The following is a 17,174-nucleotide window of genomic DNA, read 5'->3' on the forward strand; positions in this document are numbered from 1 at the left end:
TTTTTATCAAGTTTTACCACTTAGGTAAGAAAGGGGTCCAGTCTACCGTTCTCAGTTCCATTTGGAAAAGATATGCAAATAGGAAAAGAAGAATCGAAGACAATGCAAAGTAGGAGATTTTTTTGGTGGCATTTTTCTGTTTCCAGGCGAAACTCATTCCTGTGATGCTGGCCATTGCGAATATGAAGTAAAGTACAAGTAACATGATAAATCCTCGCTTTCAAAAATAAATAGGAGTATGGATAGTACTGTAGTTTCATGTTTCATTTGAATAAAATGATTTTATGATTTGGGCTGTTCCAGTTGTTCTACGCTACCATCTGACTGAACAAGCTCTGCTCTTTTTCTTTCTTTTTTGATGATCTGGTCAAACCATAGAATATAAAGAAATGTCAAAATAACAATAGACAGCAAGGCAATACGAAGGAAAAGTGTCACTTCAAAGACCTTCGTCAGCCCCCAGGCAAGAACCAAGAGAAAATAGGGTACATAAGGGGCAAAGGGGGCAAACTTTCCAAATGCTTTCCGATGCAGTGTTTTCTTTAGATCAGCCTCTTTGATGTCTTCATCATAGCCTTCCTGATCAAAGGACAGATGAAGACCTTTTAGGAATAGATATCCAGAGAATGCTACGCCGAACCAGTCTTTCTTCATGATGAAGAAAAGTAAGTAACCACCTCCAACAAGAATTGTAACTAAAAATAGAGTCTTACTTGTGATTTTCAAAATATCGCCTCCTCTATATAAAGGTGTGTATGGAGTAGGGTCTATTGATCTCCTATCAATTCTATGACGGGATCATAAGGGAATTTAAAGGATTCCAAGTAATGTTTTTTTCAATCTCTATGAATAAACGTAGGGTTTGGGTTTTCGCCAAACCGTTGCTTCCAGTACTGCCGGCTTCCTGTGAAAAGTAAAGTATTGAAGAGCTGAATCTGGTAAGAGGGAAAGAGCAGTCCAGCGGCAAATATCAAGATTGCGATGATCATATTAAAGAAGGCATAACTTGTGACGCCTTTCAGCATGGTCTCATACACACCATCCCCTTTGTAGAGGTCTTCGATGTAGTCGTTGATCCTTTCATGGTTTCCTTTTTTCACTTGTATATATCGCCATACAAAGGCAATGAGGAGGACCAGCCATAAGAACTGAGCGAAGAGAACAATGTAGAGATTTGACTTTGGCATGGCTTTGTATGTCTCCAGATAAAGATCCAGGGGGCTTGGTTTGGTATAGGCATTTCCAGTAGTCAAAGCATCACCTCAAAAATATCTGTTAACTATATCATAACAAAAAAAAGTAATCTTTCTATGAAAATATCGATAATTCACATAGTATGATTCAGATTTTTCAGATAAAAAAGAAATGATTGCATAGGGTTATTACGCTGTTTAAAGATGAACAAAACAAGCCTTCAACTATCATCAGGGTTGTTACGTTGATAAAGTGAAAATTTGAAAGGGTCTTACTTCGATGCTGATGATAATATTTAGATGAAAAGTGTTTTTACCTAGACAATCATAAAATAACGTCATTTCTTGGTTTGTTTTATTACAGGGGTTTACAACGTAACAATGTTATGTTACATTATACTCAAGAGGTGAGAGAAATGGAAGAATTAATCTCCAAGAAAGATCTGCTGACAGAAATGGACATTTCTTATGGACAGCTGTATCGGTGGAAACGGAAGAAACTGATTCCGGAAGAATGGTTCATGAAAAAGTCCACCTACACAGGACATGAAACCTTCTTCCCAAGAGAAAGAATTCTCGAGAGGATTCAGCAGATTCTCAATATGAAAGATGGTGCATCCTTGGATGACCTTGCAGACAAGTTCTCCTCGGATATACCAGAAGAGCTCATGAGAAAAAAAGAAGACCTTATCGGACTGGGGGTGCTCCACACTGAGATCATCAGGCTTTATGAGGAAATCTTTAAAGGCAAGGAAGAATACAGCTTTCAGGATATCCTCTATATGTATATCTCGGAAGACCTGCTGCATCAAGGGAACTTAAGTGTGGAAGACCTTTCAAGAATTCTCAAAATGCTCAGTGACCAGTACGAAAACATCAAGGATAAAGATCCCGCCTTATCTGTCTACAGAAGATTTGGCGTAACGGTATCCCTTCTCCATAAATCAGGAGAAATCTTCTACTCAGACCAGGCACCCATTGTGGACAACTACAGCATCCGTGGCGCTCTGGAAAAACTGAAACTGAAACTTATATAGCGGGAGGTAAAAAACATGGAAAAGAGAGATTTAAGAATCAGCGGTGCATCGGTGGCCACCGGTGGAGAATATAGAGATGTGAAGGTATCCGGAGCCAGTAAGATTACTTCTGATATATCCTGCGAGACCATGTCCATCTCCGGTGCCATCACGGTGGACGGCAATGTGGACGCCACCTCCTGTAAAATCTCCGGTGCCTGTAAAGTCAGAGGGTATGTTAGATCCGAGGAGATCAAGATCTCCGGGGGAAGTTCCATTGGAGACTTTCTGGAAGGAAATGAGATATCTCTTTCTGGAGGCATTAAGGTTCATGGTGACATTAGAAGCAACCACCTGAAGCTCAGTGGTGAAATCACGGTGGACGGGAATATGGAATGCGAGGAGTTTTACCTCTCAGGCGCCATCACCTCCAAAGGAACCGTAAACTGCGAGAAATGCGAACTGAAAATAGCCAGCAGCTCTTCTTTGGGAGAACTGGTAGGCTCTGAAATTGTAGTAAAAGAAGGACTTAGCTCTGGTGGGCTTCTAAAGAGCCTCTTTGGAGGAGGGAACGGACAACTGAAGGTCACCCTCGTAGAAGGAGATGACATCTATCTGGAGAATACTGCTGCAGAAGTGGTACGTGGAGCGAAAGTAACCATAGGACCTGGATGCAAAGTGAAAAAAGTGGAGTACAGCGAAAAACTGGAAGTGCACCAGCAGGCAAAAGTGGACGAGAAAATCGAACTGTAGAATATGCGTCAATCCCAGTACAGCGGCAGGAGAGAAGAGTTTTAGACCATTCGGCAAAAGGACTTCATCAGAGATAGGATCTCTGGAAATAAAGGAAGGGTAAAAATGAAACGTAATAAATTCAATATTCATGTACTGACCCATGATGGGAAAATCCTGGACCGAAAAGAAGAAGGCATCAGCTACCAGATGAAAAATCTATTGAATGGCCGTGAGTTTGCTACAGATTATCAGACAGATGACATGTATAAAGTCCAGCTGGAAGCCATGAGAGATTGGATCATCAAGATGCGCTGGTAGGAGGTAAAGGATGGATAGACAAGATGTGAAAAGTGTTGGAGACATCACACTGGAAAGAGGTTTCTACGGGAAGATCTCCTGTGCAGGAGATCTTCTACTAAAAGGGGACTTGGAAGCCTACAGCATAAAAGCGGCAGGAGACCTGGAAGCCATAGAGAATGTAAAGGTGGAAACTTTAAGGGTTTACGGAGATGCGGAGTTCAGAAAAGATGTGGAAGCCATTGAAGCAAAAATCTATGGAGATGCAGAAATTTTTGGACACTTTCAATGTCAGGATCTGAAGGTATTTGGAGAGTGCACCCTAAAAAAGCTGGATGCAGAGAAGCTCACGGTCTTCGGTGCTTTAGAAAGAGCAGAAGAAGTCAATGCGGAAAAAGCAGAGTTCAGTGGGGAAGTAGAGATCACAGGAGTTCTTAATGTGGGACATGGAGAGTTTAAGCTTGTAGGAGACTCCAAAGTAGAAGAAATCTACTGCGAAAGTCTTTCTGTGAAATCCGATGGGGAGTTTTTTAACGGAGTGCTTTCTGGGCTCATTTCCAGAGGGAAGAGCGGCACGTTAACTTCCGATCTCATTGAAGGAGACGACATCTACCTGGAAAATACGACAGCGAAGATGGTCCGGGGGAACAAAATCAAGATTGGTCCTGGGTGCAGAATCCAGCGTGTGGAGTATAATGAAAAGCTGGAAGTGCACAGCAGCGCTGAAGTGAAAGAAAAAGTAGAGCTATAATAGAAAAAAGATTGACGAGGCTTCTCAGCAGTGGGAAGCCTTTTTCATTGGTTCACAAGTTCATCAACCAAGTGCTATAATGAGAGAAAATACTGAAAAAGGCGGCGATGTCCTTGAAAACCAATATCGAAATGAACAACACCCTGACAAAGCTCAGTGAGTTTAAAAACAATTCCACTTTTCAGGTTCTGGAGTATGATGATCTTCGTGGAGGAACAGATGTGAAAACAGCGTTCATGCTCTCCTATATGAGAGATGCGAACATCAAGCTGCGTCAGCTTCGTATTGTGCTGCAGGGAGGCGGCGTCTATACAGAGCCCAATGCTTTGAGCTTTATGAGAGGACCCATTGAGGTTTCCACCAACACAGGTGGTCTCATGGGACTGTCCAAGAAATTTGTCTCCTCCAAGATTTCTGGGGAGCCCGTAATCAAACCTCTTTTTAAGGGTGTTGGTGAAATCCTTCTGGAGCCATCCTTTGGACATTACGCCATCCTTCAGCTGGAAAAGGAAGAAATCATCATTGATGATGAACTGTTCTTTGCAGCAGAAGATACCATCGACATCAGTGTCACCACCATGAAAAGCATCAGCAGTGCTCTTTTTGGATCTGAAGGCTTCTTTCAGACAAAGCTCTCCGGCACAGGCATTGTGGTGCTGGAGATTCCAGTGCCGGAAACAGAGATTTTCAAGTACTCTTTGGTGGATGATGTGCTGAAGATCGATGGAAGCTTTTCCATCTTAAGAACGGCTGGCATACAGTTTACTGTGGAGAAAACCACCAAGACTCTCATCGGTTCCGGGTTTTCCGGCGAAGGACTTCTGAAGGTCTTCAGAGGCACCGGTGAAGTGTGGCTTATGCCCACCAAGGTGGTCTATGACAAGATGCTTTCCCAAGGCATGCCTTTTGGTGTGGGGGGCATGGACAATCTTGTCCAGGAGCCAGGATTCCATAAAGATCATGATAAAAACAGAAATGGAGAAAAAGAAAAGTAGACTAGGTGGTAATATCCACCTCATCTACTTCACTGCTCGATATTCTGACGACCATTTTCACAGGCAGAGCTACGATGACTTCATAGCTTTCAGAGATCCAGCCCATATCCTCATGAATGGATAAGGGAACAATCTCTTCCGGCAGTCTGTGAAGCTTCACAGCGCCGTCTTTCAGTTCTAGATTTCCTTCGTAGGATTCTCCGTTATGGATAAACGGAAACTTTATTTCATGGGCCATGGATTCGTCCAATGGATGCCTGAAAATCTCCTTGCCATCCTTTTCCACGATGATGACCTTATCTCCTTCTGCGGGAGACTGGGTAAGGTGGAAATAAAGGGGCGGCATAAAGCTTAGGAGTACGAAGAAAAAGAGTAAGGCGATATCCCATTTTTTGAGAGGATAGCTGCCATAGATTTCTTTGAAGGTGCTGATCATGGTAAGGTTTCCTTCCCGGGTGCCTGACTTGTGAAAAAAGGTTGGTATCACTGTGACACTCCAGGATTTCATAGTATAATCTGTCCGGGTAAATGTCAATATAGGATGTGCCTATGAAAAAGTGAATTATTCCTTGGAAATCAAGGAATAAGCTAAAAGGTTTGCTATGATTTCGACATCTGATATATAATAAGACATGTGAAAATTGTTTAAGAGTACACGAGAGAATTAATTTGAAATAAGGAAGGTATTGTATGGGAAGAATGTTTGGAACAGATGGTGTTCGAGGAATCGCCAACAGTGAGCTGACACCGGAGCTGGCGTTTCAGCTGGGTAAGGCTGGCGCTTTGGTATTAACGAAAGGTGCACATAAGCCAAAGATCCTGGTGGCGAAAGACACAAGAATCTCCGGAGATTTGCTGGAGTCTGCCATGGTGGCGGGAATATTAAGCGTTGGTGCAGAAGCTGTACTGCTTGGCGTGGTGCCTACACCTGCTGTAGCCTATCTTGTCCGTGAATATGATGCGGATGCAGGCGTCATGATCTCTGCCTCCCATAATCCAGTGGAATTCAACGGCATCAAGTTCTTCAACCGGGAAGGTCTGAAGCTGTCTGATGCTTTGGAAGATGAAATCCAAAAGCTCATTGAAGGGAAGTTTGAAGGTGTTTCAGTGCCTACAGGAAAAGACATTGGACATGTGAGCCGTGCGGAAAATGCCACAAAAGATTATGTGGAGTTTGCAGTGAATACATTAGAGGGAGATCTCTCTGGTCTGAAGATTGCATTGGACTGTGCCAATGGCGCAAGCTACCTTGCAGCAGCGGAAGCTTTTGAAAAGCTGGGCGCGGAAGTCTTTGTCATCCATCATGAGCCCAATGGCGTGAACATCAACGAAAAGTGCGGATCCACCCATCCGGAGGATCTCATGAAGTTTGTGGTGGAAAAGGGATGCGACCTGGGTCTTGCCTTTGATGGAGACTCTGACAGATGCCTTGCAGTGAACGAAAAGGGAGAACTGGTCAATGGAGACTTCATCATCCTCATCGCAGGTCTTTACCTGAAGGAAATGGGAAAACTCAAGGATGACACCATCGTAGTCACCGTTATGAGTAACCTGGGGCTGATGCTTGCGGCGAAAGAACTGGGGCTTAAGGTATCCATCACTGCTGTGGGAGACCGCTATGTGCTGGAGGATATTCTTTTAAACAACTACTCCATTGGTGGAGAGCAGTCCGGCCATGTGATCTTCAAAGACTTCAACACCACAGGGGACGGTATTGTCACCGCCATTCAGCTGGCTGGTATTGTGAAGCAGAAAGGGAAGACCCTTTCTGAGCTGGCATCTGTTATGAGAATGCTGCCTCAGGTGCTGGTCAATGTGAAGATACCAAACGAGTTCAAGAACATCCATGAGGTGGATGAAGAGGTCATGAACCTCATCCGTGAAGTGGAAGAAAGTCTGGAAGGAAAAGGCCGGGTGCTGATCCGTCCATCCGGAACGGAGCCTCTAGTGAGAATCATGCTGGAAGGCGAAGATCAGAAAGAGATTGATGCCGCTGCCCATAAAATCGCAGACCTCATCAAGAGCAAGATTGCATAAAAATAAGAGTGAGAACAGCGCAACATAAAACTGCGCCGTTCTCATTTTCCCGTTATAATTTGTATTATTTTTGTTATTATTTCGCAATCTATGACATGCTGGTATATGTTTAAATAAGTATAGGAGGTGAAGCGATGAAAGGAATACTAATTATACTGTCAATGTTATTCCTGACAGCCTGTGGAGCACAGGAGATGGCAGCAAAAGAGACTGCTTTAGAAAGAGATACGGTTGGCGTAACTGAGAGTGCTCCGGAGGAAGCGGCGGAAGCTCCGGCAGAGGCACCGGCAGAAGAGATGCCAGAGATGGCACCAAAGGTAGCTGTAAATTACAGTGGCCAGATTCTGGATGTGATGAATTTTAGAACTTCAGACTCCTTGGATATGAAGAGCGAGCATAGAATCATCAGAACTTATGAGGAGTTCATGGACTACAATGAGGAGTACACCATCCTCGAGAATCCGTTTTTTATTGATGATGAAAGTCTCAATGCACTTCAGAAAGTGAATGAGGAATATTTTAAAACCCAGGGGTTTATCACAGTGATTCTGGTGGAAAGCTCAGGGTCCAATGAAGTCACTGGAGAGAGTCTCCTTGTGAAAGGAAATGTGGCAGAAGTATTTATCAGAAGACGGGCTGCAGAGATTGGTACTATGGATATTGCCACACGGCATGTACTGTTTCCTGTAAGCAAAGAAGAACTGAAAGAAGTCACGGATGTGAAGGTCACCATCAGTCTTTCAGCAAAATGAGAAGATGATCTTTAAAGAGAGCTTGAGGGCTCTCTTTTCTTATGCTTTCGTTCATGATTTCTTTAAACTTCTTCCTTCGACATTGCTTTCTGCCTTAGGGTATAATATAGACAGTGAAACTATGTTTTAGAAAGTGAGGGTCAAGATTTGAAGAAGAGTATTTATGACGATTTTCAGCTGAATCCCATCGGTCTAGGAACCAATGCTGTGGGGAATCCATCCTATAATCCCATCAGTGAGGAAGATTCCGAGCACATGATTGTGAAAGCGCTGGAGCTTGGGGTGAATTTTTTTGATACAGCCTACTACTATGGTTTTGGCCATTCAGAAGAAGTCATTGGAGAAGTGCTTAAAAAGTCCAATGCAAGGCATAAGGTCCTTCTGGCTACAAAAGGAGCCCACCGGATAGAGGGCAGCGAGATTGTGGTGGACAACAGTCCAAAGTTTCTGGAGGAAGAGGTCTATAAGAGCTTAAAGCGCCTTCAGACCGATTATATTGATCTTTACTATATCCACTTCCCTGATGAGAGTACACCGAAGTATGAGGCTGTAGGGGCTCTGCAAAGGCTCAGGGAAAAAGGAATCATCCGAGAAATTGGAGTATCGAACTTTACTCTGGAGCAGTTGGATGAAGCCAACCGAGATGGATATATCGATGTGGTTCAGGATGAGTATAATCTTCTTACAAGAGAGAAGGAGGAGAAGTTCATTCCTTATCTCAGAAAGCATAGCATCGGATTTATCCCATATTTTCCTCTGGCTGCTGGGCTTCTTACTGGGAAATATACAAAGGATACGGTGATTCCGGAAAGAAGGCTCAAGAATCCTAATTTCTCCACTAAGTATCGGGAGAATCTGAGGAAGATTGAAGTGCTGAAGCATCTGGCCAAGGAAAAGGACTGTCAGGTCTACCAGCTGGTGCTGGCCTGGTACCTGGAGACGGACTTCATCGATGCCATCATTCCTGGGGCAAAGAATGCCCATCAGATCATTGAGAATCAGAAAACGAAAGAAGTGACGCTGTCGAAGAAGGAATTTGATGAGATCAATGCCATCTTCAGATAGTATGTATAATGAAACACAGTAAGGCTACTTATGAGCTGGAGAAAGGAGGATTCCCCTTTTTCCCAGCTCATTTTCTACAAGGAGGGGAAAAGATTGCTTTTTGTTGTGGATATGCAAAATGACTTTGTGGATAATAAACGAGGACTCATGGCAGTGCCAGGTGGAGAAGAGATTGTTGCAGGAACTCTTGAGAGAATAAAGAAGGCGGAAGCAGCCGCGGAGACCGTTGTCTTCACGCTGAATGAGCACCATGAGTTGGAAGAGGATCTAAGGAGCCTGGAGGAGAAGGCCTGGGGGCACGAGCTATATGGACCTCTGAAGGAAGCGCTTAAAGGTCATGTGGCAGTGAAAAAGGGCTATTATGCGGTGCATCCGGATAAGCTGATGGAAGCTTTGAAGAATGCAGGAAAGGATCATCTGAGCGTGGACCATATTGAACTTGTGGGGGTGGATACTGCCGTATGTGTTCTGTCCAATGCCGTGGTCCTTAGAAACCTGTTTCCTGACGCAAAAATCATCATTCGCACGAATCTCACCAGGGCCAAGGAGGATGAACTTGGGAGAAAAGCGCTGGATGTGATGAAGGGGCTTTCCATGGTGGTTCTTTAGGGGAGAGGATTAAGTTTTTAGCTGTTTTCTCTTGTCACAGGGGCGGATATAATGGTATATTATGTGTGTTGTGGAGAGATGTCCGAGAGGTCGAAGGTGAAAGTCTCGAAAACTTTTGTACGCTAACCGCGTACCGAGGGTTCGAATCCCTCTCTCTCCGCCAGTAGTTTAAAAAGAATCTCTGAGGCTTGTATTTTACTTGATACTAGTCTCAGAGATTTTTTAGTTGCTTTCGAAGATGATGTACCCAAACTATTTTTTGTTCTCGTGAAATGACATAATATGATGGAGTTGTTTGTCCGTAATAGACGGATATACTGTCCTTAAGAATACTTAAGGAGAAATAGAAAGAGACCCTTCCACCTCATGTTTGCCCAGAGTGTTTAGAAGGGTCCCTTACTAACTTAATAGCATGGTAGTTATAACAAACTTTGAAATGGAATAGTGAAAAGAGTGTTTTTGGTTAGGAGTATGGAGTAGTTTTTGGTTTCACTGATGAGATGTGCACGGAAATCAAATTATATTGATTTCCGTGCAAGTTTGTTACATGATATTAGCATGAAAATCAAAACGGAGGTGGTAGCATGGCTATGCCCAATGAACTTCAATCAGTCCTGAACCAAAATGGCGGAATCATTACTACCGCCCAAGCAAACGAAGTCGGGGTCTCAAACGAAAGATTGCGACTGCTTGTTCATTCAGGCGATTTGGAACGAGTGACTACGGGGATTTATGTTTTACCTGATGAGTTTACTGACAAGATGTTTATCGTCCAGCTTCGGCGCCCGAAAATCATCTATTCTCATGAAACAGCACTGTTTCTGCATGAACTGACAGACCGTGATCCAATCAGCTATATGGTTACAGTTCCAACCGGCTACAACCCAACACGGCTTCGTGAGGATGGGTTCACAGTTTTCACAATTAAGCGGGAATTGCATGAAATCGGAGTTATAAAACTCAAAACTATATTTGGAAACTCTGTTACGGTTTATGATATGGAACGCACAATTTGTGATTGCTTGAGAAGTCGGAACAATTTGGACATTGCCGTTGTGACAGATGCACTCAAGCGTTACGTAAAGCGTAAAGATAAAAATCTGAATAAACTCATGCAAATGGCAGAAACGTTCAAAGTGACCAAACTCCTCAGAGGTTATCTGGAAGTGGTGTTATGAGTACCCCTATGAGTATAAAGATTATAGCTAAAGGAAAAAGTGAAAAATAAGTGTAACAAAAACACACCTCTCATCGTTATAGATAATGAGAGGTGTGTTTTTATCTTACATAAGGTAAGAAGACATCAAAGAATATAGAAAGAAGGGATTTATATGTACGATGAAAGAAGAAGAAATCAAAGCTTTTTGAGCAGAATGCTGAATTTTGACACCATGATCACGCCCACCATCATTAAGATCATCTATGTCATTGTAACAGGTATAGGAATGCTCTTTGGAGTGACGGTCTTTCTGATGGGACTGAGTGGCGGTGGAAGTGGGTTTGAAACTTTAGGCGGACTTCTCATCATCGTAGCATCTCCCTTTGTGAACCGGATCTGGTGTGAAGGGATGATTGTTATTTTTAAGATTCATGAAAATCTCAATAAGATTGCTAACAGATGAATCTGAAACAGGGTAATGGAACTCTTCGTTCACATGACCCATCACCTTGCACGGATCCATGCCGATGTTCCAAGAAAAGTGAAGGGCCATCGGATCGGTCAGGTTTTTGAAAAGATTAGTAGATAACGAAAGGAAGCATAACATGAAAGAAAAGAAAACACTTCAAATGAAACAGATTTTTTATAGCCTCATCTGGTTCATCATAGGAGGAATGGCTGTTTACACTTCATTGGTAGAAAAAATGTATCAGAGCGGAGTCACCATGATGATTGCTCTTTTCGGAGCGGCTCTTCTTATGATGAGCTTGTCCATCATGAAAGACCTATGCAAAGAAGTCAGTAATGAGAAGAGCATCCATGCAGAATAGTAGTATCCTTCATATAAGACAAAGAAAGGAAGACTTAAATGAACAAAGAAGAAGACATCTTGGCCCGAATTCTAGAAATCATCATGTATTCACTGATGTTGTGGATATTTGTATCAGGGAGCTTAACCAATGATCTGTCACTGTTGCAGCCGCTGTTTTTCTTCCTGACCACCTATCTTTTTGTGGATTATTCAGGAAAACTACGGAAAGCCAAGGTGAATCGCGGGGGGAAGATTCTTTGTGCGCTGCTGTTGTTCGCTTTAAGTTTTGGGTATTACTTTCTATTTGGGTATTTTCAGGTGTCTCTAGTTCGACTATGAAGAAAGCCAGGAGAATGGGTCTACCTATTTCAGGCGCTTTTTTCAGTTTGTGCTGCCTTTATTTCTTGCTCTTCTTTTGGAGTAATTAGAATGGTGCTGGTGCCTGTTGAGTCTTTATCTGAGAATGGAGTTTTTGCTGTATAGCAGCAAGGACTCTTTTGTTTTTAACAGCTTTAAAACAGCTTCAAAATGTGGAAATTCTTCCTGCAGTGAAGTGGAGGGGACTTTATGAAGAAGGATGATACTTGATTAGAGATGTTATGATGGTTCATTGAGATTCTGGTTGTTAATAAAAAGAAACAAAATAATTTGGAAAAAGGTGTAACTTTTATTTATGTGCTGCGAATAAATAGTGTCACACAAAAGAAAATCAAACGAGGTGCACTTCAATGATTTCTGACAAATCTCTCTATGCGTCTTTCTTAGAGGGAGATCGGGGTTCCTTCGAGGAACTGGTACTACGCCATCGACATGGGATGGTGTATTTTTTGATGCCATATGTCAAAAGCTATGAGACCGCAGAAGATCTGGTTCAGGAGGTTTTCGCCTATATTTATCTGAATCCGGAGCGGTACAGTGAAGACTATGAGTTCAAAACCTATCTCTATATGCTCGGGAAAAGACGCGCCATTGATTATATAAGAAAAGAAACCCGCCAGGAAAAAGTATCTCTGGAGGAGTCCATGAGTATAGACCAAACCTCTTTAGAAGATGCCGTTCACCGACGAGGAAATGCAGTGGATCTGAAAAGATATCTTCATGCCCTCAGTCCAGAAGACCAGAAAGTCATTTCACTCGTTGATCTTACAGGACTTTCCATGGCGGAAACTGCCAAAATCATGAAAAAGTCCGTAGCTGCTGTGAAAGTCCAGTCGCACCGGGCAAAGAAGCGTTTAAAGAAGATCATGCTGAAAGGAGGTTTTTCCTATGAAGTCTGACCGAGAATTTTTAGACGGTATCTATCAGAAGGCTGAACAACTGGATCCAGCGAAGACCATCTCCCAGGAAGAAAATGTCCTACTGAAGTCCCAGGGAAATAGAAGAAAATCCTACTTTTCAAAGCCCACACTGCAGCTGGCAGGTTCCTTTGCGGTGCTGGCGCTGGTGTTTTTCTTACAAGGGGTTCAAGAAAAGGAAAATCTTCCGGCAAACCCTGTGGATGTACCGCGGGTCATTTCCAGAACTGTAGAAATCACGGAGGAGCATCCGTTATTTACAGAAGCCACGGATATTCTGGAAGTAGAAGTTGTAAAGAATGAGTCTCAGAAGAAGTTGAGGCTTGTGGGAGCGTTCAGATCTTCAGAGGATAGCAGAGCGCTGGAAGATTTTCTGCTGAACAACGAACTTGGCATCTTAGAAGGAAAAAAAGCGGTACTTTTTCTTAAGCTGAAGGAAGAAAAGATCCAGGTGCTGGATGTATTCTATTGGGAAGAAGAAGTCAGAACCTATCTCAATGCATACCGGGAAAGTCTTTCGCTAGAGACACTCGAAGAAACGAAGTAAAAATAAAGAAGAAAGAAGGATAAGAATTGAAGAAAATCACAACCATCATCATGACCACTGTATTGGCATTAGGAGTTTTTGCAGGATGCTCCAACGGTAGCACGGACAAAGAGACCCCTGAAAACACAAAGAATGTGACACTGGAAGAAATCCATACTGCGGTAAAGGATGCATATGGAGAAAACTATCTTCCTAATATGGAAATCCCAGCAGAAATGCTGGAAGCTGAGTTTGGTCTTACAAAAGATCTTTATGCGGAAGTCATTGCAGAGCAGCCAATGATTGGAACCCATGCTGACCGCGTGGTGCTTGTTAAGGCGGCAGAAGGAAAAGCCGATGCAGTGGAAGAAGCTCTGAATAAAGCAAAGGAAAACAAGATCGCAGACACCATGCAGTACCCCATGAACCTTCCTAAAATCGCAGCTACAAAAGTCGTCAGACACGGAGACGTTGTGGCATTTCTTTTAGTAGGTGCAATAAATGAAAACATGGACGCCACTGAAGAAGAGGCGAAGACCTTTGCAGAGACCGAAGTAGAGAAGGCTGTGGAAGCTATAAACAACCTTTTCAAATAAAACCCGAGAGAGAAACCTGAAATCTACCTCTACAAGTTATTGTGCAGTATGAGTATTGATCTGCAAGACTTGTAGAGGTATCTTTTTTAGTTTATCTGAGTGGAAGTTATGATCAATAAGAGGTTTCCATTGAAAGAAATGCATAATAGAAGTGCATACTCTGAAAAAAACAGAAGATTTTTTTCCTGAAACACGGTATGATGAAGAGATGAAATTTATAGGGGACATTAGGATGTGCTTTAGTGCATCTCTATGAGAAATCGGAGGGAAATATGAAAATATCAAAAAAAGATGCACTGCAGTGGTTTGAGTTTTTTGCCATGCTGCCAGAAGAGGAAGAGCTCATGGTGAAGCAGCAGGAGATTGTCTACGCTACCTTTGCACAGATTGAAGAAGCCATTGACCATCGGAATGAGCAGCTGATGGAAGAAATCAGCGGACTGAAAACTCTCGAAAAGAGAACCCTTTATGTGGGCAATGATGAGAAGTTTCCAAGGGGCTGTAAATCCTGCCTGTTGGGCACGGGGCTCAATGCCATCCGTAAAACCAACAAGTGCAATATCGAGTGCAAGTTCTGCTACAACTACGGAGAACTGAATCAGATTCCACCAGTGGGGGAAGGAATGTGGGAGATCGGAGGAACCAAGTTCTACGAAAAGGACATCGATCTTCTTCTATCGATTTATAGAAAGCCTACAGGCGTATCTTATGTGTATCTGGAGCCCTTTATAGAGATCGAGAAATACTACTCCATCATCAGAAGATTCAAAGAGGCAAAAGTGTATCAGCATCTTTACACCAACGGACTTCTGGCCACGGAGGAGACATTAAAGGCCCTGGGAGAAGCGGGCCTTGATGAGATCCGGTTTAATCTTGGTGCGGCCAACTGCGCAGATAAGGTCATCAGAAATATCAAGATCGCCAAGAAGTATATCAGGACCGTTGGGATTGAGACGCCCATGACGCCGGAGTTCTTCGATGCGTTTACAAAGAAAAAAGAAATGATTCTCGATACAGGACTTGATTTTATCAACTGTGCAGAGCTTCACCTCAATGAGAACAACATCGGGAACTATGAAGGCGAGAATATGTATATTGCAAGACATGGCTATATTTCTCCCATCTGGAGCAGAGAGCTCACGCTGAAATTCATGAAGATGGCGGATGAGGAAAAGTGGGATATTGCGGTCCATGACTGCTCCAACCAGACGAAGTTTGCAAGGAATCTTAATCTCAGCAGCAAGGAAGGAAAGTGGTTTGGGGCCAGCAATTATTCCAGTGAGTTCACTAGAATTCCATTTGAAGCCTTCTTGCCAATCCTTCGGGATGAAAGTTTCCAGTTCCTGACAGAAGAAGAGCTGCCTGCGGGGTATAAGGCGGGAGAACTGTTTTTTAGTTTGATAAGAAAGAAGAACCATCTGACTTGGTCCTGTCATTAGGTTATGGGATTCAGGTTCACTACGTAGAAGAAAACCCGTTCATCAAGGAGCTATAGCTCAAGATGGACGGGTTTTCTTAGTTGTAGACAAGCTGGGCAGCATGCTATTTCTGAAGAAGACGCCATAAGGTGGTACGGCTGATGCCAAGGCGTTTGGCTGTTTCGGTATGATTTCCCTTGGTTTCTTCCAGAACTAGAAGCGCGATCTCTTGGCTGATTTCTGAAAGCGAGCGATTGAGATCAAGAGGAGAAACTTTATTTTCTTCCTGCACATTGAAGGTTCCCACATGTCTCTCTTTTCGAAGTACCTGGGAAACGTGGTCTGCAGTGATAAACTGATTTGTCACGAGCATGGCCAGTTCTTCTAGTACTCGTCTGAATTGTGTGTAGTTGTAGGGCCACTCATAGGTTTTGAGGAGAGACAAAGCCTCATTTTCAGCGCCTAAAATTTGTGTTGGTAGAGTAAGATTCATACGGCTGAGGGAGAGGTTTAACAGTGTCGGAATCTCCTGAGACAGGTGTCTTAACGGCGGCAGATAGAGTGACAGGCAAGAGAGTTTTTCTCGGAAAAGTGCACCTACTTTTGAGATGTATTCTCCACTTTGACAAACGCAAGAAATCATGACCCGGTTCCGTTCACATACTTCCATCTCTTCCAATACGGAGATTAACTGATACTGCTTCTCCATGGGAAGCACATCCACATTCTGAATGTAGAGGGTATTGCCTTCTTCAACGAGGGGAGAGTTGTGATGCTCCATGAGGAATGACCAGCTTTTTTCATTTATAAGGCCACAGTTGATGGTGATGAGAGGGTTTTTCTGCAGAGGGCTTTTGGTGTAGATCAAGTTCGCCACAGCTTCTTTTCCGGTACCGTCTTCACCGGTAAAAATTACGGGAAGGGGGCGTTGACTGAGTTGGTCCATCTCTTCATGAAGTCCGTTGAGATTTCCTGCAATACTGAAAATACTGCTGTAATAGATGTCCTCTGCCTCGCTCTTTGTGGAATAGCTGATGCCCATTTGGCTGGCTGGGAGGGGCAGTTTCCGCTCTTCAATAAAGAATGCGGTATAGGCCAGTGAGGAGCTCATGATGGCTTGGATCCTGATTGAATAGCGCATCCCTTTGATAGAGCGGATGATTCTCTGATTACCACTTTCTCTGTCCATGGGCAGTTCCTGGCGAAGGATCTCCAAAAGTTCTGGTTTAGGATCTTCCAGAGTAGAAAGAAACAAAGTTCCTTCCTGATCAAATACCATGGTTTGCCCCACCTGGCCCCGAATCAGTTCTCGGAAGAAGATGTTCTCTTCCCGAAGATTTTTCTGGCTCTCGCTTAAGAGCAGCACCTGCTCAAAAGCGCTGCGGATGCTTTCCATACCTGAAGTGATGAGGAATGAATTGATTCCAAGTCTTTGAGCGGTTGTATTGACAATCACATCGCAAAGAATGGTGTCGCACTTTTGCTCCTGAAGTTTTTTCAGGAGAGGTTCAACCTGAGAAATAGAATCTACAATATGGACATCGGCGTTACAGCCGATCAGATCACATAGAGGCAGCATCTGATTTCGGATGTCTGCGAAAGAAATCATAGCGATGTCTTTTTCTAATCCGTTTGCCAATTTGATGGCACAGAGAATGTCATACATGGAGATGTCAATCTCTATGACAGGGATAGAGAGCTGCTGGCGCAGCATTCTTGCAGTTGCACCTCGAGACACGACCACATCGTAATCTCCGTGAAAATTATTTTTTGCAATCTGAAGACCTTGCTCCATATCTCCTACGAAAACGGTGAGGTCCAAGTCCGGGTACTCTTTAGCAAGAGCAATCAGCTGGCTTTTCATTCCTTCATAAGGGGCGATGCCAAGTACGCGTATCTGGTTTTTCATAAATACCTCT

General features: G+C 43.3%; 22 protein-coding genes and 1 tRNA gene. 18 read left to right on the forward strand and 5 right to left on the reverse strand.

From position 1 onward, the window contains the following. Positions 1-13 precede the first annotated feature (13 nt). From DEF30_RS11205 to DEF30_RS11215, 3 genes are all read right to left on the reverse strand, one after another. Complete coding sequence (locus DEF30_RS11205) at positions 14-205, reverse strand: hypothetical protein (RefSeq protein WP_294099341.1); 192 nt, start codon at positions 203-205, stop codon at positions 14-16. A gap of 77 nt (positions 206-282) precedes the next feature. Then, a complete protein-coding gene (locus DEF30_RS11210; RefSeq protein ID WP_294099344.1) occupies positions 283-726 on the reverse strand; it encodes a hypothetical protein in 444 nt (147 codons plus the stop codon). Between the two features lie 110 nt (positions 727-836). Next, complete coding sequence (locus DEF30_RS11215) at positions 837-1,253, reverse strand: hypothetical protein (RefSeq protein WP_294099347.1); 417 nt, start codon at positions 1,251-1,253, stop codon at positions 837-839. A gap of 356 nt (positions 1,254-1,609) precedes the next feature. Between DEF30_RS11215 and DEF30_RS11220 the strand changes: the two genes are divergently transcribed. The 5 genes from DEF30_RS11220 to DEF30_RS11240 all read left to right on the forward strand — a co-directional run bounded on the left by DEF30_RS11220 (position 1,610) and on the right by DEF30_RS11240 (position 4,987). Further along, positions 1,610-2,230, forward strand: a complete 621-nt coding sequence (locus DEF30_RS11220) for a DUF4004 family protein (RefSeq protein WP_294099349.1) — start codon at positions 1,610-1,612, stop codon at positions 2,228-2,230. Positions 2,231-2,245: 15 nt separating this feature from the next. After that, positions 2,246-2,962 carry a polymer-forming cytoskeletal protein gene (locus DEF30_RS11225; protein WP_074912473.1) on the forward strand — a complete coding sequence of 239 codons (717 nt, stop codon included), beginning with the start codon at positions 2,246-2,248 and terminating at the stop codon, positions 2,960-2,962. 105 nt (positions 2,963-3,067) lie between these two features. Next, positions 3,068-3,262: a hypothetical protein gene (locus tag DEF30_RS11230; RefSeq protein ID WP_294099352.1), complete on the forward strand. Its 195-nt coding sequence runs from the start codon at positions 3,068-3,070 to the stop codon at positions 3,260-3,262. 10 nt (positions 3,263-3,272) lie between these two features. Beyond that, positions 3,273-3,992, forward strand: a complete 720-nt coding sequence (locus tag DEF30_RS11235) for a hypothetical protein (RefSeq protein WP_294099354.1) — start codon at positions 3,273-3,275, stop codon at positions 3,990-3,992. Between the two features lie 113 nt (positions 3,993-4,105). After that, positions 4,106-4,987 (forward strand): AIM24 family protein, encoded by an 882-nt coding sequence (locus DEF30_RS11240; RefSeq protein ID WP_074912477.1) that lies wholly within the window; start codon positions 4,106-4,108, stop codon positions 4,985-4,987. A gap of 1 nt (position 4,988) precedes the next feature. Here the strand turns inward: DEF30_RS11240 and DEF30_RS11245 are convergent, their stop codons facing one another. Then, positions 4,989-5,474, reverse strand: a complete 486-nt coding sequence (locus DEF30_RS11245) for a NusG domain II-containing protein (protein ID WP_294099359.1) — start codon at positions 5,472-5,474, stop codon at positions 4,989-4,991. Between the two features lie 203 nt (positions 5,475-5,677). On the opposite strand from DEF30_RS11245, the gene glmM reads away from it, so the two are divergent. The 13 genes from glmM (at position 5,678) to DEF30_RS11310 (ending at position 15,276) form a co-directional block, all read left to right on the forward strand. Beyond that, positions 5,678-7,024 (forward strand): phosphoglucosamine mutase, encoded by a 1,347-nt coding sequence (gene glmM, locus DEF30_RS11250; protein WP_294099361.1) that lies wholly within the window; start codon positions 5,678-5,680, stop codon positions 7,022-7,024. 134 nt (positions 7,025-7,158) lie between these two features. Beyond that, entirely contained in the window at positions 7,159-7,776 is a 618-nt protein-coding gene (locus DEF30_RS11255) for a hypothetical protein (protein WP_294099364.1), read from the forward strand. A gap of 147 nt (positions 7,777-7,923) precedes the next feature. Continuing rightward, positions 7,924-8,841 carry an aldo/keto reductase gene (locus DEF30_RS11260; protein ID WP_294099366.1) on the forward strand — a complete coding sequence of 306 codons (918 nt, stop codon included), beginning with the start codon at positions 7,924-7,926 and terminating at the stop codon, positions 8,839-8,841. A gap of 30 nt (positions 8,842-8,871) precedes the next feature. Beyond that, the gene (locus DEF30_RS11265) at positions 8,872-9,450 is read left to right on the forward strand and encodes an isochorismatase family cysteine hydrolase (RefSeq protein ID WP_294099369.1); all 579 of its coding nucleotides are present in this window, start codon (positions 8,872-8,874) and stop codon (positions 9,448-9,450) included. Between the two features lie 72 nt (positions 9,451-9,522). Further along, positions 9,523-9,613 (forward strand) — tRNA-Ser (locus tag DEF30_RS11270). Between the two features lie 421 nt (positions 9,614-10,034). Further along, entirely contained in the window at positions 10,035-10,628 is a 594-nt protein-coding gene (locus DEF30_RS11275) for a type IV toxin-antitoxin system AbiEi family antitoxin domain-containing protein (protein ID WP_294099371.1), read from the forward strand. Between the two features lie 195 nt (positions 10,629-10,823). Further along, complete coding sequence (locus tag DEF30_RS11280; protein WP_031577330.1) at positions 10,824-11,072, forward strand: DUF4282 domain-containing protein; 249 nt, start codon at positions 10,824-10,826, stop codon at positions 11,070-11,072. Positions 11,073-11,214: 142 nt separating this feature from the next. Then, the gene (locus DEF30_RS11285; protein WP_031577331.1) at positions 11,215-11,439 is read left to right on the forward strand and encodes a hypothetical protein; all 225 of its coding nucleotides are present in this window, start codon (positions 11,215-11,217) and stop codon (positions 11,437-11,439) included. 38 nt (positions 11,440-11,477) lie between these two features. After that, positions 11,478-11,759, forward strand: a complete 282-nt coding sequence (locus DEF30_RS11290; protein ID WP_294099376.1) for a hypothetical protein — start codon at positions 11,478-11,480, stop codon at positions 11,757-11,759. Positions 11,760-12,148: 389 nt separating this feature from the next. Then, on the forward strand, positions 12,149-12,697 hold the full coding sequence (locus DEF30_RS11295; RefSeq protein WP_294099378.1) for an RNA polymerase sigma factor: 549 nt from the start codon (positions 12,149-12,151) through the stop codon (positions 12,695-12,697). Next, positions 12,687-13,262, forward strand: coding sequence for a hypothetical protein (locus DEF30_RS11300; RefSeq protein ID WP_294099380.1), 576 nt, complete (start codon positions 12,687-12,689; stop codon positions 13,260-13,262). The genes DEF30_RS11295 and DEF30_RS11300 overlap by 11 nt, the downstream gene beginning before the upstream one ends. Positions 13,263-13,288: 26 nt before the next feature. Beyond that, complete coding sequence (locus tag DEF30_RS11305; protein WP_294099381.1) at positions 13,289-13,837, forward strand: DUF4358 domain-containing protein; 549 nt, start codon at positions 13,289-13,291, stop codon at positions 13,835-13,837. A gap of 272 nt (positions 13,838-14,109) precedes the next feature. Further along, positions 14,110-15,276, forward strand: coding sequence for a radical SAM protein (locus DEF30_RS11310; RefSeq protein WP_294099382.1), 1,167 nt, complete (start codon positions 14,110-14,112; stop codon positions 15,274-15,276). Positions 15,277-15,379: 103 nt separating this feature from the next. Here DEF30_RS11310 and DEF30_RS11315 read toward each other — a convergent pair whose 3' ends face one another. Then, positions 15,380-17,164: a sigma-54-dependent transcriptional regulator gene (locus DEF30_RS11315; RefSeq protein ID WP_294099384.1), complete on the reverse strand. Its 1,785-nt coding sequence runs from the start codon at positions 17,162-17,164 to the stop codon at positions 15,380-15,382. Positions 17,165-17,174: the final 10 nt, after the last annotated feature.

The organism is Proteiniclasticum sp., from assembly GCF_003514505.1.
Taxonomy (GTDB): domain Bacteria; phylum Bacillota; class Clostridia; order Clostridiales; family Clostridiaceae; genus Proteiniclasticum.

What these genes read in the sequence shown, in the direction of transcription:
- DEF30_RS11280 (WP_031577330.1), top strand. Translation starts at nt 10,824, where the DNA reads ATGCTGAATTTTGACACCATGATCACGCCCACCATCATTAAGATCATC.
- DEF30_RS11285 (WP_031577331.1), top strand. Translation starts at nt 11,215, where the DNA reads ATGAAAGAAAAGAAAACACTTCAAATGAAACAGATTTTTTATAGCCTC.
- DEF30_RS11300 (WP_294099380.1), top strand. Translation starts at nt 12,687, where the DNA reads ATGAAGTCTGACCGAGAATTTTTAGACGGTATCTATCAGAAGGCTGAA.
- DEF30_RS11275 (WP_294099371.1), top strand. Translation starts at nt 10,035, where the DNA reads ATGGCTATGCCCAATGAACTTCAATCAGTCCTGAACCAAAATGGCGGA.
- DEF30_RS11290 (WP_294099376.1), top strand. Translation starts at nt 11,478, where the DNA reads ATGAACAAAGAAGAAGACATCTTGGCCCGAATTCTAGAAATCATCATG.
- DEF30_RS11310 (WP_294099382.1), top strand. Translation starts at nt 14,110, where the DNA reads ATGAAAATATCAAAAAAAGATGCACTGCAGTGGTTTGAGTTTTTTGCC.
- DEF30_RS11265 (WP_294099369.1), top strand. Translation starts at nt 8,872, where the DNA reads ATGAGCTGGAGAAAGGAGGATTCCCCTTTTTCCCAGCTCATTTTCTAC.
- glmM (WP_294099361.1), top strand. Translation starts at nt 5,678, where the DNA reads ATGGGAAGAATGTTTGGAACAGATGGTGTTCGAGGAATCGCCAACAGT.
- DEF30_RS11315 (WP_294099384.1), bottom strand. Translation starts at nt 17,164, where the DNA reads ATGAAAAACCAGATACGCGTACTTGGCATCGCCCCTTATGAAGGAATG.
- DEF30_RS11295 (WP_294099378.1), top strand. Translation starts at nt 12,149, where the DNA reads ATGATTTCTGACAAATCTCTCTATGCGTCTTTCTTAGAGGGAGATCGG.
- DEF30_RS11235 (WP_294099354.1), top strand. Translation starts at nt 3,273, where the DNA reads ATGGATAGACAAGATGTGAAAAGTGTTGGAGACATCACACTGGAAAGA.
- DEF30_RS11225 (WP_074912473.1), top strand. Translation starts at nt 2,246, where the DNA reads ATGGAAAAGAGAGATTTAAGAATCAGCGGTGCATCGGTGGCCACCGGT.
- DEF30_RS11220 (WP_294099349.1), top strand. Translation starts at nt 1,610, where the DNA reads ATGGAAGAATTAATCTCCAAGAAAGATCTGCTGACAGAAATGGACATT.
- DEF30_RS11255 (WP_294099364.1), top strand. Translation starts at nt 7,159, where the DNA reads ATGAAAGGAATACTAATTATACTGTCAATGTTATTCCTGACAGCCTGT.
- DEF30_RS11205 (WP_294099341.1), bottom strand. Translation starts at nt 205, where the DNA reads ATGTTACTTGTACTTTACTTCATATTCGCAATGGCCAGCATCACAGGA.
- DEF30_RS11230 (WP_294099352.1), top strand. Translation starts at nt 3,068, where the DNA reads ATGAAACGTAATAAATTCAATATTCATGTACTGACCCATGATGGGAAA.